Raw genomic sequence first — 12,513 nt, 5'->3', positions numbered from 1 at the left:
AGCATCCGAAACCCTTCGTCTGGACGAAGACCGCTGACGAGATCCTCGACAAAGTAGCCGCCTACTGCCGACGAATCTCTGACTCAGGTCACTAGACGGTGTCGTGGATCACATGTGTGGGGATGAGTCCGGGGCCGGGGGGATTTCCGTACCCCTGCGTGACAACGCGCGTGTCGATGCGAGGATGAGGGCGCCATGACAGCCGGGTGGGGTTCTCGCACAGTACGGGCCGCGGTGTTCGCTGCCGTCTGTGTGCTGCTCGCCGCCCTGGGTCACGTCATGATGTCCGGCAGCCACGTACCCGCCTGGGTGCTGGCCGCGGGATTCGGTGTGACCGGAGCCGTCGGCTGGGGTCTGTCAGGGCGGGAGCGCGGGCTTCCCCTGGTCGTGGCCGTCGTGGTCACCGTCCAGACACTCCTGCACTCGGCGTTCTCGCTCGCGCAGCCGGCGAGCGGGGCGTCGGCGAGCGGCCCGCCGGCCCCGGACATGGGCTCCTCACACATGGGCTCCGCCCACACGGCCTCGGCGCACATGGACGGCATGGACGGCATGGCCTCCATGAACTCCCTGAACTCCATGAGTACGAGCCACATGGGGCACTCCACCGGCCTCGACACCTCCTCGTTCGGCATGCTCGCCGCCCACCTCCTGGCCGCACTGCTCTGCGGCCTGTGGCTGGCGCACGGCGAACGGGCCGCCTTCCGTATTCTGCGGGCCGTCGCCGGATGGCTGGCCGCCCCGCTGAGGCTGCTGCTGGCACTGCCCGCCACCCCTGACCGCCCGCGTCCGCGGGGACGCCGCCCGCACCCGGACCAGGCGCCGCGCCTGCTCCTTCTCGTTCACGCGATCACTTCTCGGGGTCCGCCCGTGGGGACGGCTGTCGTCTGAAGACAGCTGGTATCCCGAGGCCGCCGTACGGGCGCCTCGGGCCGCGGCCGTACGCCCACGCAGGCGTCGTACGTCGTACGGCCGCATCCCCTCACATCACGGATGCCCCGAGAAGGACACCAAGTGATCGCTACAAGGCACTCCATGGACGACTCGACGACTGCCTGGGCGCTCGCCGCCCGTGCCGGTGACACCGAAGCCGTCGAGCTCTTCGTCCGCGCACTGCACCGCGACGTCCTGCGGTACGTCGCCCACCTGGGCGCCGATCCGCAGGCCGTGGACGACCTGGCCCAGGACACGTTCCTGCGGGCGCTCGGCAGCCTGCACCGGTTCGAGGGCCGTTCCTCCGCCCGTGCCTGGCTGCTGTCCATCGCCCGCCGCGCGGTGATCGACAGTTACCGGTACTCGGCGGCCCGGCCCCGGCTGCACGACGCGACGGACTGGCAGCTGGCCGTCGAGCGGGCCCAGCCGTGCGGTCTGCCCGGCTTCGACGACGGCATCGCGCTGGCCGACCTGCTGGCGGCGCTGCCCCAGGAGCGCCGGGAGGCGTTCGTTCTCACCCAGCTGCTGGGCCTGCCGTACGAGGAGGCGGCGGCGCTGGCCGGCTGTCCGGTCGGCACGGTCCGTTCCCGGGTGTCCCGGGCCCGCGCCACCCTCATCGACCTGCTGACCGCGGCGGAGGACCAGTGCCCGCAGCCGGCCGCCCTGGCGGCCTGACGCGGCTCAGCGGCTCGTAGCGGCCTGACGCCTGTCGCCTGACGCGGCTTGGCGGCCTGTAGCCACCTGTCGTCTGACGGCCTGCTGACGCTGCCCGACTCGGCGCAGTTTCCGCACCAGCCCGGCCGCCGTGCCGAGCGCGGCCAAACCGGTCCCGGCCAGGGCGAGTGCCTTGGCCGGGCGGACGTCCGGGCGGCCGGGCGGGGCGGGGCCGGGCGCCGGGGGCGACGCCGTACGCGCTACCAGGGAGGCCGGGGACGGCCGGGGTCGGCATCTCCGCGAGGTGGACCGCGAGGGCGAGTTGCCCGTCGAGGTCTCGGTGAGCCCGCAGAGCAGCGGCTCCTGAGGCAGCTCCACTCGCCGGCCCGCGTGCCCCAGCGGCCGTACGGCCGCCTGACCGGCAACAGGACGCTTCCACGCGCCCCGTCGCCGTACGGTTCGCGACCACCCGAGGCTTACTCGGCGGCTGTCTCCTTGGCGAGACCCGGGAGCAGCGCACGCATCGCCTCGCACTGGGCCGGCCCGATGAACTCCTCCAGCGCCTGGATCACCGTCTCGGCCAGCAGCCCGGAGGACTCCTTCAGCAGGGCCCGCGCCTTGTCCGTCAGGGCCACCTCGACGCCCCGCTTGTCGCCGCAGACCGACTTGCGGGTGACGAGACCGGCGTGCTGGAGGCAGGCGATCTGGTAGGTGAGCCGGGTCTTGGGGCGGCCCAGGAGCTCCGCGATCTGCGTCATGCGCAGGCCCGCGGGCTGTTCGGCCAGCAGACACAGGACCAGGAACTCGTCATGGGAGACGTCGAGCCGCTCCTTGACGACGGAGCGCAGCCGCTGTTCCACGGCCCCGGTGGAGGCCAGCACCAGCATCCAGGCGCGGAGTTCGTCCGGCAGGAGTCGGGTGCCGGAGGAGGAGGGGCATTCGGGCAGGTCGGCCATGGATTCGAGTCTACCCGTTGTCCAATTTTGGATTATTGGGTTAGTGTCTGGTCATCCAAATTTGGACGACAGGAGCAAGGGATCATGACCGTCACCGTTGAAACAGGTACGTGGCAGCTCGACCGCACCGCCTCCACCGTCGCGCTGCGGCACAAGACGATGTGGGGCCTGGTCACGGTGAAGGGCACCTTCTCCGGCGTCACGGGCCGGGGCGAGGTGCGCCCCGACGGTTCGGCCGTCGGCACCGTCACTCTGGACGCCGCCTCCCTCGACACGAAGAACGCCAAGCGCGACACCCACCTGCGATCCGCCGACTTCTTCGACGTCGACAACCACCCCGAGATCACCCTCGCCGTCCGCAGCGCCGAACTCCGCGCGGACAAGACGGTCCAGGTCGTCGCTCAGCTCACCGCGCGCGGTGTCAGCAGGCCCCTGACCCTCACCGCGAACCTCGTGGAAGCGGACGCCGACGCGCTCACCCTTGCCGCCGAATTCACCGTCGACCGCGAGCAGTTCGGCATGGGCTGGAACCAGATGGGCATGATCCGCGGCGTCACCACGATCACGACCACGCTCCGCTTCAGCCGGACCGCAGTCTGACGTACGTACTCGACAGCGTCTGCGGCGAGGGCGTGAAGGCCCGCAGCCGGATCGGGACGCCCGGCTGTCGGGGCACGGTGTACGTCCCGCTCGGCGGCCGGAGTTCGTACGTCGCCGTCGTGTGCGCGGGCAGCGCGGCCGGACCGCGCACGACCGGCCAGTAGGGGTCCATGCCCTGACCCGTGGTGAGCGTGAAGTGGGGGGTCAGGGCGGCGTCGTCCGTGTTGGTGACCCGCAGGGTCAGCCTGGAGAGGGCGGTCGCCGAGACGCGGTGCACCGCGGCGACCCGCATCCGCAGCGGAGGCGTCCCCGTCGCCGCCAGCGCCGAACTCGCCAGCGCGGGCGCGAGCAGCAGGACGGCCGCCGCGGCCCGCGCCGGACGTCGGTGCGGGCCGCACAGCAGGCGCGGCCTCGGCTGCCACGCGCCGGCGAACTCCGCCGGGGGCGCGGTGACCGCGGCCGCAAGCCACAGCGGCGTCATCAACAGGTAGTAGCCGTCCTGCGAACGCGTCGCCAGATAGAAGGCGCACCACGGCAGGACGGTCGCCGCGGGACCCAGCCGCCGTACGAACAGCACGAACAGCCCCAGCAGGCCCGCGACCAGCAGCAGACTCGCATGCGCGTACCAGTCGAGCCGGTCGCTGCCGTTCGTGAAGTAGAGCGAGACGTCCACCAGGCCCTGTCCGTGCAGCACCGCGCCCTGGGTCAGCGGCAGGCCGATGCCGGTGAGCCAGGGACCCGGCTCGCTCACGATGAAGTACGTGTTGATCAGCAGCCATACGGTGACGGCGGCCCCGGCCACCCGCAGCACCACCAGCGCCGCCGCCCGCGCGCCCAGCTCGCCGCGCCGCACGGCGTAGACGCCGGCCAGCAGGAACGGCGCGAGAAACCACGGCAGTTGCTGCGCCGCGCAGGCCGCTCCCAGACAGGCGGCCTGCGCGAGCCCGGCCGGGCCGAGCCGCCCGCCCCGTCCGATCCGCGGCCAGCGCACCACCACCGGCACCAGCAGGGCCAGGGCCAGGATCGCCGGGTATCCGAGCCTGCCGTACGAGGGCAGCATGCCGAAGCCGAGGCACACCATGGTCGCCGCCGACCGCCACGGGCCGGGCAGCAGCCGCCACAGCACCACCGTGCCGACGACCAGCGCGAGCGAGGCCAGTACCGCCGCCGGGGTGCCGCCGTGGCCCAGCCACAGCAGGGGAGCGGTCAGCAGCGGTGCCAGCGGGGGATAGCCGTACGTGAGGTCGTAGCCGCCGCTCATGGTCGGGGTGAGCCCGACACCGGGGTGGCCGAACAGCCAGGGCCAGGGCTGCCCGTAGACGGCGTGCCCGGCGACCAGTTCCCGGGCGGCCTGCGTGGTGAGGTCCGCCTCGTCGGAGCCCCGGTGGGAGAGCACGAGCGCGCACAGGGCGAGCGTCACCGCGGTCACCAGGACGCACAGGTCCAGCCGCGCCAGCGACCGCTCCCGGCGCACCACCAGCGCCAGCACCCCGTACGCCAGGATCGACGCGTAGCAGACGCAGATCACCGCGGCCACGGGCAGCCGGTGTTCGGCCGCCTGCGTCCACACCGAGCGCGTACCGATGAGCAGGCTGATGTCGGCGAGCAGCGTCAGGACGCGATGCCACTGCGCGGGGGGTTCCGGGGCGGCGGGCCCCGCCGGCTGAAGCCGCCGACCGGGTGCCGACAGCTGGGTATCTGCCAGGAGCACGCCACCGGACGTTAATCGTGCCTGGTGAGCGAGGTGCCGAAGGCGGTGAAGAGCGCGGTGTGAGGGCGGTAAGAAGCGGGCATCCCGGGCAAAGGGCGCCTCAGTGGACGTCCCGCGCAGGGCCCCTCAGCGGACGTCCCGCTCAGCGCGCCTCAGTACACGTCCCGCTCAGCGCGCCTCAGTACACGTCCCGCACGTACCGCTTCGCCGCCGCCAACTGCTTCACCCACGCCGACGCCTCGGTCTCGTCCAGCCCCCCGTGCGCGACCGCGATGTCCCGCAGGGCCCGGTCCACGTCCTTCGCCATCCGGGAGGCGTCGCCGCAGACGTAGAAGTGGGCGCCGTCCTGGAGCCAGCGCCACAGCTCCGGGCCGTGCTCACGCATCCGGTCCTGCACGTACACCTTGTTGCGCTGGTCCCGGGAGAAGGCCGTGTCGAGGCGGGTCAGGGCGCCCTCGTCGAGCAGCGCGGTCAGCTCGTCCTCGTAGTAGAAGTCGGTGGCCCGGTGCTGCTCCCCGAAGAACAGCCAGTTCGGTGCCCGGTGACCGAGCGCGAGCCGCTCCTGGAGGAAGCCGACGAACGGCGCGACACCCGTACCGGGGCCGACCATCACCATCGGCGTCGAGGCGTCGGCGGGCGGGCGGAAGTGCGGCGAACGCTGCACGAACACCGGCACCTCCGTGTCCGCCTCGGCGTCGGCGAGGAAGGGCGAGCAGACCCCGCCGCGCGGCCGGCCGTGCAGGTTCTCGTAGCGCACGACGGACACCGTGAGCGAGACCTGGTGCGGGTCGACGAGCGGGCTGGACGATATGGAGTACAGCCTCGGTTGCAGCTTCTTGAGGACGTCCGCCCAGTCCTGCGCGGCCGCCCGCACGGGGTGCTCGGCGAGCACGTCCACCGCCTGGCGGCCCCAGCTCCACTGCGCGAGGCCGTCCTTGTTGTCGGGACGCAGCAGCCTGCGCAACTCCCGGTCGTCACGGACGTGTTCGGCGACGAAGCGGAGCAGATCGGGAGTGATCCTCGTGATGTCCAGGTGCCGGTGCAGGGCCTCGGCGAAGGGAACGTCACCAACACCCCCGAGGAAGACGGAGGTCGCTCCCTCGACGCCGGTCGCCGCGAGCCATTCCTCCACCAGGGCGGACGAGTTGACGGGCCGCACCCCGAGGGCGTCCCCGGCCTCGTAGGTGAGCGACGACCCGCTCGTGTCGAAGGTGAACCGCCTGACCTCCTTGTCCGCGCCGGGCCGGCTGAGCAGCCGGTTGCCGACGAGACGGGCGGCGGTGGGGTCGGGCTTGGGGGAGCGGGCCGGTTTCGCGGCCGGGGGCCGCGGGCCCCTCGCGGGATCCTGGACGTCGGTCCTGGTGCCCAGCGCGCCGAGCACCTCGTCCAGCCACGCGTCCGCCGACGGCTCGAAGTCCGGTTCACAGTCGATGCGCGGCGCGAGCCGCACCGCGCCCAGCTCGTCCAGCCGTGCGTCCAGTCGGCGGCCGTGCCCGCAGAAGTCGTCGTAGGAGGAGTCGCCGAAGGCCAGGACGGCGTAGCGGACCCCTTCCAGACGCGGGGCCTGCTCCCCGGACAGCGCCTCCCAGAAGCCGGAGCCGTTGTCCGGCGCGTCCCCGTCGCCGAAGGTGCTGGTGATCAGCAGCAGATCGGCGCCGGACGGGAGCGCGCCCAGGTCGGTGTCGTCCATACCGACCAGCGTCGCCGTGTGCCCGCTCTGGGACAGCCGGTCGGCTACGGCCCCCGCGAACTCCTCGGCGTTGCCGGTCTGCGAGGCCCACAGGATGACGACCTCGCGGCCGCGCCGGACCTGGGGCTCGGCCGTGGTCCGCGAGTACATGCCGGCCAGGACGCCGTTCACCCACAGCGCGTGCTCGGGGCTGAAGGGCGCGTCCGGCGGGAGCACCGGGATGCCGGGGGCACCGGAGTTGATGCCCGCCAGGAAGCCGGTGAGATAGAGCCGTTCCTGAGAGGTGAGGACGGGCGGCGGGGCCGGTGCGATCCCGAAGGGGTCCGCGCCCGGGGTGACGGCGGTCGGGACGAGGACGTCGGCAGGGGGCGCCGGTGCCGCCACCCGCGTCAGCGAGACCGCGCACACCTTGAACTCCGGCTGGAACGACACCGGATCCACCGCGTCGCTCGTGACGGCGTTGACGCTCAGGTACTCCCCGAACAGGTCGTTCCAGTGGAACGGCGCGAAACAGGCCCCCGGCCGCACCCGGTCGGTGACCACCGCGGGCAGCACGGCCCGCCCCCGCCGCGACGCGACCTCCACCCGGTCGCCCTCCGAGACCCCGAGCTCCCGCGCGTCCGCGGGATGCAGCTCCACGAACGGCCCGGAGTTCAGCTTGTTGAGCTTGGCGACCCTGCCCGTCTTCGTCAGCGTGTGCCACTGGTGCTGCACCCGACCGGTGTTCAGGACGAACGGGTAGTCGTCGTCCGGCATCTCGGCGGCCGGCATGTGAGGACGCGCGTGGAAGACGGCCCTGCCGCTCGCGGTCGGGAACCGCAGCCCGCCCTCGTCCACGTACCGGATGGGATTGCGCTCGGGCCCGTCCTCCGACGCGGCCGGCCACTGCACGGGCGTCGACCGCAGCCGCTCGTACGTCACCCCGCGCAGGTCCCACCCCGTGACGGGGTTCCAGAAGCGCCGGATCTCCTCGAAGATCTCCTCGGCACTGTCGTACGAGAACCCCTTCTCGTACCCCATCTCCCGCGCCACGGCCGCGATCAGCCGCCAGTCCGCCGTCGCCTCGCCGGGCGGGTCGGCCACCGCCTGGGTGAGCGTGAGGTTGCGCTCGCTGTTGACGAAGACGCCCTCGCCCTCGGTCCACATCGCGCCGGGCAGCACGACGTCGGCGTACGCGTTGGTCTCGGTGTCGCCGAAGACGTCCTGGGTGACGACGAACTCGGCGGCCTCCAGCCCCTCGATGACGGTACGGCGGTTGGCGACCGAGGCGACCGGGTTGGTGCAGATGATCCAGCAGGCCCTGATCTCGCCGTCGGCCATCTTCTGGAACATCTCGACGGTGCCCTTGCCGACCCCGTCGGCCCGGACGGTCCCCGGCGGCAGCTCCCACAGCTCCTCGACGAACGCCCGCTCGTCCGGCACGAGCACCGACCGCTGCCCCGGCAGCCCCGGCCCCATGTAGCCCATCTCGCGGCCGCCCATCGCGTTGGGCTGGCCGGTGAGGGAGAAGGGCCCGCTGCCCGGACGGCAGATCGCACCGGTCGCCAGATGCAGGTTGACCAGCGCGTTCGTGTTCCAGGTGCCGTGCGTGGACTGGTTGAGCCCCATGGTCCAGCAGCTCATCCACTCACCGGCCTCGCCGATCAGCCGCGCGGCCTCGCGGAGGTCGTCCTCGGCGAGGCCGGTGATCTCCGCGACGACGTCCGGCGCGTAGTCGGCCAGGAACTCCTCCATCGCCTCCCAGCCCTCGGTGTGCGCGGCGACGAAGTCGGGGTCGGTGTGCCCGTTCTCCACCAGCAGATGCAGCAGCCCGTTCAGGAAGGCCAGGTCGGTACCCGCCTTGACCTGCAGGAACAGATCGGCCTTGGCGGCGGTCGCGGTGCGCCGCGGGTCCACGACGATCAGCTTGGCGCCCGCCTTGACCCGCTCCATCATCCGCAGGAACAGGATCGGATGGCAGTCGGCCATGTTCGACCCGATGACCAGGAAGACGTCCGCCTTGTCGAAGTCCTCGTACGACCCCGGCGGCCCGTCGGCCCCCAGCGACAGCTTGTATCCGGCACCCGCGCTGGCCATGCACAGCCGCGAGTTCGACTCGATCTGGTTGGTCCGCACGAACCCCTTGGCCAGCTTGTTCGCCAGGTACTGGGCCTCCAGGCTCATCTGCCCGGAGACATAGAAGGCGACCGCGTCCGGCCCGTGCTCGTCGATGATCGTGCGCAGCTTCCGCGCGGTCTCGGCGATCGCGTCGCTCACCGGCACCGGCACCGGCTCCTCGCCCCGGTTGTCCCGCACCAGCGCCGTGGTCAGCCGGCCGGGCGCGGCGAGCATCTCGGCCGTCGTCGCGCCCTTGGTGCACAGCCGCCCCGCGTTCGCCGGGTGCGCCTTGTCACCGGACGCCTTCAGGACCGTACGCCTGCCGTCCGGGCCCATCCCGACATCGAGCAGCATGCCGCAGCCGACACCGCAGTACGAGCAGACCGTGCGCACCTGCTGCGTCTGCTGCGTCAGTGGGGTCGTCGTCATGCCGACAACCGTACGAATTGCCCGTTACGCCTATGTGACACAACTTGATCACCAGGGGTTACGCCCGCTGCACAGGCGTCCCGGGGGCGGTGTGAGGGGGGTCGCGGAGCGTGTCGCTGTGGGCCGAACGGGTGACCATGCGTAAGAATTACCGGATGCAGACAGCAGTGCGAGCCGAGAACGGAGCATGCCGGTGAACAGCCACGATGTCACCGACGAACAGTGGGAGGGGCTCGCCCAGGTCGTTCCGCTGCGGGGCCGGGACGCCTGGCCGTCCTCGGTCGGGCACCGGGCGATGCCCGAGGCCCAGACCGAGGCCCGGCGCCGCTTCGTCGTGTTGAGGGTCACTGTGTTCGCGGACGCCCGCGAGGTCGCCGAGACGCTGATGGCTGGCATACCCGTCCTCCTCGACCTCACCGCCGCGGAGACCGACGTCGCCAAACGGATCCTCGACTTCAGCACGGGTGTCGTCTTCGGACTGGCGAGCGGCATGCACCGCGTCGACCGGAACGTGTTCCTGCTCACGCCGGCCGGTACCGAGGTGACCGGACTGATGGAAGGTGTGGGCGTACCCGGCACGTGAGGCCGGTCCCCCGATCGTAGGAAGGTCCTCGGGGTGGAACGGTTCGCCTGCCGGCGGAGTCCTACGGTCGGCATATGACCGTGTCCTGTACGTCCCCCACGTCCCCCACGTCCGTCTTACCCTCCTCTTCGGTGCCGTCCGGGGACGGCACCGGGCGTCCGGACCGGCCGTGTGTCACCGAACTCCACCTGTCCGCCTTCGCCGGGCACCGGCGTGCCGGATTCCCGCTCGGCCCGCTCACCCTGTTCGCCGGGCCCAGCGGCTGCGGCAAGACGAGCGCGCTGCGGGCGTACGAGGCACTCGCCCGGCTCGGGGGCGGGGCCGCCGTCGGCGAGGTGTTCCCCGACCCGGCCGCCTGCGTCCCCGACCGCGCCCGGCCCGACGCCCAGCGCCGGCGCGGGTTCCGCATCGGCTGTACGGCCGACGGGCCCGAGGGCCCGGTCCGGCTCGACGTCGCGATCCAGGCCGAACCCGAACTGCGCATCGTGGGCGAGCGGTTGTCGGCTGACGGCCTGGTCCTCCTGGAGACCGCCCTGCGCGACCCCTCGCGTCGCACCGTGCAGGCCGCCTGGCACACGGCGGGTTCCGCACCCGTCACCCGCGCCCCGCTGCCCGACGACCGGCTCGGCACCGCTCTGCTCCCGCTGCGCGTCGCCGGCAAGACGGACGGGCAGCGCAGGGTGCTCGCCGCCGCCGAACAGATGGTCGTCGCCCTGCGCTCCGTCTTCGCCTGCGATCCCCGCCCCGGCCGGATGCGCGCCCCCGTCCCGAGCGGCACCGGACGCCTGCTCGGCGGCTGCGACAATCTCGCCGACGTGCTCTGGCGCACCCGCGCCGAGTGCACGCGACGACACGCGCAGCTCGTCACGGCGGTGCGCGCCGGATGCGCCGGCCCCGTCACGGACCTGTACGCCGAACCGCTCACCGACGGGACCGTACGCGCGCTCCTCGACCGGGGCGACGGGATCCGGACGCGGCTCGGACGGCTGGGCGACGGGGAGTTGAGGTACCTCGCGCTGGCACTGGTGCTGTTCACCGGGCCCGGAGTGCTGGAGGTCGACCCGGTCGGCGAGGTACCGGCGGCCCTGCAGACGCTCACCGTGCTCGCCGACAACCTCGACCGGGGCCTGGATCCACGCCAGCGGACCGAACTGCTGCGGCTCGCCGCCCGCATGTGCGACCGCGGGCACATCCGCCTGGTCGGCGCGGTGAGCGACGCGTCCTGGGGCGCCGGTGTCGCGGGAGTCACGGTGGTACACCTGGAGCTGTGACCGAACCTCTCGACGTGCCGAAACTGCAGCGCAGGCTGGCCGAGTTCGCCGCCGCGCGCAACTGGCAGCCGTACCACACCCCCAAGAACCTCGTCGCCGCGCTCAGCGTGGAGGCGTCCGAACTGGTCGAGATCTTCCAGTGGTTGACGCCGGAGGAGTCCACCCGCGTCATGGCCGACCCGGACACCGCGCACCGCGTCACGGACGAGGTGGCCGACGTCCTCGCCTATCTGCTGCAGCTGTGCGAGGTGCTCGGTATCGACCCGCTGGCGGCGCTGGACGCCAAGATCGACCGGAACGAGCGGAGGTTTCCGGCGCCGTAGGCCCGATGCGCCGTAGACCAATCCGGGGAGCGACCGAGTCCGTTTTCACTCTCCGCAGTCATTCGGCGGTTCGCAACCGTTTCGTTGTCCGAAGATTTCCGCCTTCCTCTGGCTTTTCGTCTCAACCGCCCTCACTCTGGGTAGTGAACAAGGGAGTTCGGGCGGACGTGCCACAAGCGCGTCGGGACACAGACGGGGGCAGCGCATGGACGCTGTGCGGCTCATCGTGACGAGCAGACGCGCCCTGGCGGGAGGCGGTGACGCACCCCATGTCATGGCGGAGGTGTGGCAGGCGCAGGCCCTGGCCCAGGCGATAGGCAGCCGCCTCGCTGTCGCCGGGCCGCCGGAACTGCGGGGCGAGGCACTGGGGTTGACCGAGCTGGCGGGCAGAGGCTGCGGTGTCCTCGACCGCCCGGACATCGCCATGGAACACCTCCGCGCCGCCCAGCTCACCGAACTGGGCGACGCCCGCCAGGCACTCCTCTGCCTCGGCGGCCTCCTCGGCGAGGTGGGCATCGCCCTGGTGGGCCTCGCCAGCGCGGCGGACGACGAGGCCACGTACTGGCAGTGCATGGAAGCGATCGACGCCGCGGACGAATCGAGGGACAGGGTCCTGGACATGCTGAGGAGACTGGCCGACAGGGACGAGGCGTTGCCGGCGTAGACGGGTCGTCGCGTCGCTGGCGGGTGTCTCGGGGCGGTTCCGCGGGCGGCATGTGTGTGCCCCTCTGGGCGGTCGGTCTCGCGGGTGCCCCGCGGGGTCAGGTCCCGTGGGTACCTCTGCCGTCGGTCCCGCGCGCATCTGCGTCGGTCCGCGGGCAGTCGTGCCGCTGGGGCGGCACGGGTGGGCGCGGGCGGCACCCCGTGAGCGCCGGGCTGCGCGACCCACCCCCGGCGCCGACCCCGCCCACCCGGAAGCAAACGGCCGTCAGCCGGCCTCCCCGTCCGCCACCACTCCACGCCCCGCGCCCCCGGCCGACTGGAGGTCCGCGTCCAGCGCCGACAGGTCCGCGTTCAGTGCCGCCATCAGCTCCTCCATCTGCTGGAGCAACCCCTTCGGCTGCCCGGCGGCGGAACCGGCACCGCCCTGCTGCGGCACGGTTTCTTCGGACATGACGGCCTCCTCGGCCCAAGGCCCCTCAGGGGGCCGACGCGGGTGACGGACGACGCCCCGGCGGCGACCGTCCGGTGCGGGCGCCGGTCGGTCCGGCTCCGCCCGAGCCCAACGATCACCGCCGTACCGGGTCACTGGCCGGATCGCTCCTCGCG

The 12,513-nt window shown here is 72.2% G+C and carries 12 protein-coding genes; 8 read left to right on the top strand and 4 right to left on the bottom strand.

Translation table 11 applies throughout. From position 1 onward, the window contains the following. The first annotated feature begins 195 nt into the window (after window positions 1-195). The 3 genes from ACFWWR_RS04355 to ACFWWR_RS04345 all read left to right on the top strand — a co-directional run bounded on the left by ACFWWR_RS04355 (window position 196) and on the right by ACFWWR_RS04345 (window position 1,951). A complete protein-coding gene (locus ACFWWR_RS04355) occupies window positions 196-888 on the top strand; it encodes a hypothetical protein (RefSeq protein WP_384301890.1) in 693 nt (230 codons plus the stop codon). A 102-nt stretch (window positions 889-990) separates the two neighbouring features. Next, window positions 991-1,605: a sigma-70 family RNA polymerase sigma factor gene (locus ACFWWR_RS04350; RefSeq protein WP_384301888.1), complete on the top strand. Its 615-nt coding sequence runs from the start codon at window positions 991-993 to the stop codon at window positions 1,603-1,605. A 172-nt stretch (window positions 1,606-1,777) separates the two neighbouring features. Further along, the gene (locus ACFWWR_RS04345; protein ID WP_384301886.1) at window positions 1,778-1,951 is read left to right on the top strand and encodes a hypothetical protein; all 174 of its coding nucleotides are present in this window, start codon (window positions 1,778-1,780) and stop codon (window positions 1,949-1,951) included. Window positions 1,952-2,060: 109 nt separating this feature from the next. Here ACFWWR_RS04345 and ACFWWR_RS04340 read toward each other — a convergent pair whose 3' ends face one another. Further along, on the bottom strand, window positions 2,061-2,540 hold the full coding sequence (locus ACFWWR_RS04340) for a MarR family winged helix-turn-helix transcriptional regulator (protein WP_384301884.1): 480 nt from the start codon (window positions 2,538-2,540) through the stop codon (window positions 2,061-2,063). An 84-nt stretch (window positions 2,541-2,624) separates the two neighbouring features. On the opposite strand from ACFWWR_RS04340, the gene ACFWWR_RS04335 reads away from it, so the two are divergent. Then, a complete protein-coding gene (locus ACFWWR_RS04335; protein ID WP_384301882.1) occupies window positions 2,625-3,140 on the top strand; it encodes a YceI family protein in 516 nt (171 codons plus the stop codon). Here the strand turns inward: ACFWWR_RS04335 and ACFWWR_RS04330 are convergent. Further along, the gene (locus ACFWWR_RS04330; protein WP_384301880.1) at window positions 3,121-4,851 is read right to left on the bottom strand and encodes a hypothetical protein; all 1,731 of its coding nucleotides are present in this window, start codon (window positions 4,849-4,851) and stop codon (window positions 3,121-3,123) included. The two genes, ACFWWR_RS04335 and ACFWWR_RS04330, sit on opposite strands and share 20 nt — an antisense overlap. Window positions 4,852-5,029: 178 nt before the next feature. Beyond that, a complete protein-coding gene (locus ACFWWR_RS04325; protein WP_384301877.1) occupies window positions 5,030-9,067 on the bottom strand; it encodes a molybdopterin-dependent oxidoreductase in 4,038 nt (1,345 codons plus the stop codon). A 187-nt stretch (window positions 9,068-9,254) separates the two neighbouring features. On the opposite strand from ACFWWR_RS04325, the gene ACFWWR_RS04320 reads away from it, so the two are divergent. The 4 genes from ACFWWR_RS04320 (at window position 9,255) to ACFWWR_RS04305 (ending at window position 11,908) form a co-directional block, all read left to right on the top strand. Continuing rightward, a complete protein-coding gene (locus ACFWWR_RS04320) occupies window positions 9,255-9,650 on the top strand; it encodes a cell division protein SepF (RefSeq protein ID WP_383857737.1) in 396 nt (131 codons plus the stop codon). 74 nt (window positions 9,651-9,724) lie between these two features. Beyond that, window positions 9,725-10,921, top strand: coding sequence for an AAA family ATPase (locus tag ACFWWR_RS04315; RefSeq protein ID WP_384301875.1), 1,197 nt, complete (start codon window positions 9,725-9,727; stop codon window positions 10,919-10,921). Beyond that, complete coding sequence (locus tag ACFWWR_RS04310) at window positions 10,918-11,244, top strand: nucleotide pyrophosphohydrolase (RefSeq protein ID WP_383857731.1); 327 nt, start codon at window positions 10,918-10,920, stop codon at window positions 11,242-11,244. Before ACFWWR_RS04315 ends, ACFWWR_RS04310 begins: the two co-directional genes overlap by 4 nt. A gap of 205 nt (window positions 11,245-11,449) precedes the next feature. Further along, complete coding sequence (locus ACFWWR_RS04305; RefSeq protein WP_384301873.1) at window positions 11,450-11,908, top strand: DUF6099 family protein; 459 nt, start codon at window positions 11,450-11,452, stop codon at window positions 11,906-11,908. 264 nt (window positions 11,909-12,172) lie between these two features. Here ACFWWR_RS04305 and ACFWWR_RS04300 read toward each other — a convergent pair whose 3' ends face one another. Further along, on the bottom strand, window positions 12,173-12,358 hold the full coding sequence (locus ACFWWR_RS04300; RefSeq protein WP_384301871.1) for a hypothetical protein: 186 nt from the start codon (window positions 12,356-12,358) through the stop codon (window positions 12,173-12,175). Window positions 12,359-12,513 lie beyond the last annotated feature (155 nt).

The sequence above is a fragment of the Streptomyces sp. NPDC058678 genome, assembly GCF_042714835.1.
In the GTDB taxonomy this organism is placed as follows: Bacteria; Actinomycetota; Actinomycetes; order Streptomycetales; family Streptomycetaceae; genus Streptomyces.
Note: the sequence above shows the minus strand (reverse complement) of the source record. Positions and strands in the feature narration are given on the sequence as shown.

Excerpts from the sequence above, each read along its gene's own strand:
- ACFWWR_RS04335 (WP_384301882.1), top strand. The coding sequence starts at position 2,625 with ATGACCGTCACCGTTGAAACAGGTACGTGGCAGCTCGACCGCACCGCC.
- ACFWWR_RS04350 (WP_384301888.1), top strand. The coding sequence starts at position 991 with ATGCCCCGAGAAGGACACCAAGTGATCGCTACAAGGCACTCCATGGAC.
- ACFWWR_RS04305 (WP_384301873.1), top strand. The coding sequence starts at position 11,450 with ATGGACGCTGTGCGGCTCATCGTGACGAGCAGACGCGCCCTGGCGGGA.
- ACFWWR_RS04355 (WP_384301890.1), top strand. The coding sequence starts at position 196 with ATGACAGCCGGGTGGGGTTCTCGCACAGTACGGGCCGCGGTGTTCGCT.
- ACFWWR_RS04325 (WP_384301877.1), bottom strand. The coding sequence starts at position 9,067 with ATGACGACGACCCCACTGACGCAGCAGACGCAGCAGGTGCGCACGGTC.
- ACFWWR_RS04300 (WP_384301871.1), bottom strand. The coding sequence starts at position 12,358 with ATGTCCGAAGAAACCGTGCCGCAGCAGGGCGGTGCCGGTTCCGCCGCC.
- ACFWWR_RS04315 (WP_384301875.1), top strand. The coding sequence starts at position 9,725 with ATGACCGTGTCCTGTACGTCCCCCACGTCCCCCACGTCCGTCTTACCC.
- ACFWWR_RS04340 (WP_384301884.1), bottom strand. The coding sequence starts at position 2,540 with ATGGCCGACCTGCCCGAATGCCCCTCCTCCTCCGGCACCCGACTCCTG.
- ACFWWR_RS04320 (WP_383857737.1), top strand. The coding sequence starts at position 9,255 with ATGCCGGTGAACAGCCACGATGTCACCGACGAACAGTGGGAGGGGCTC.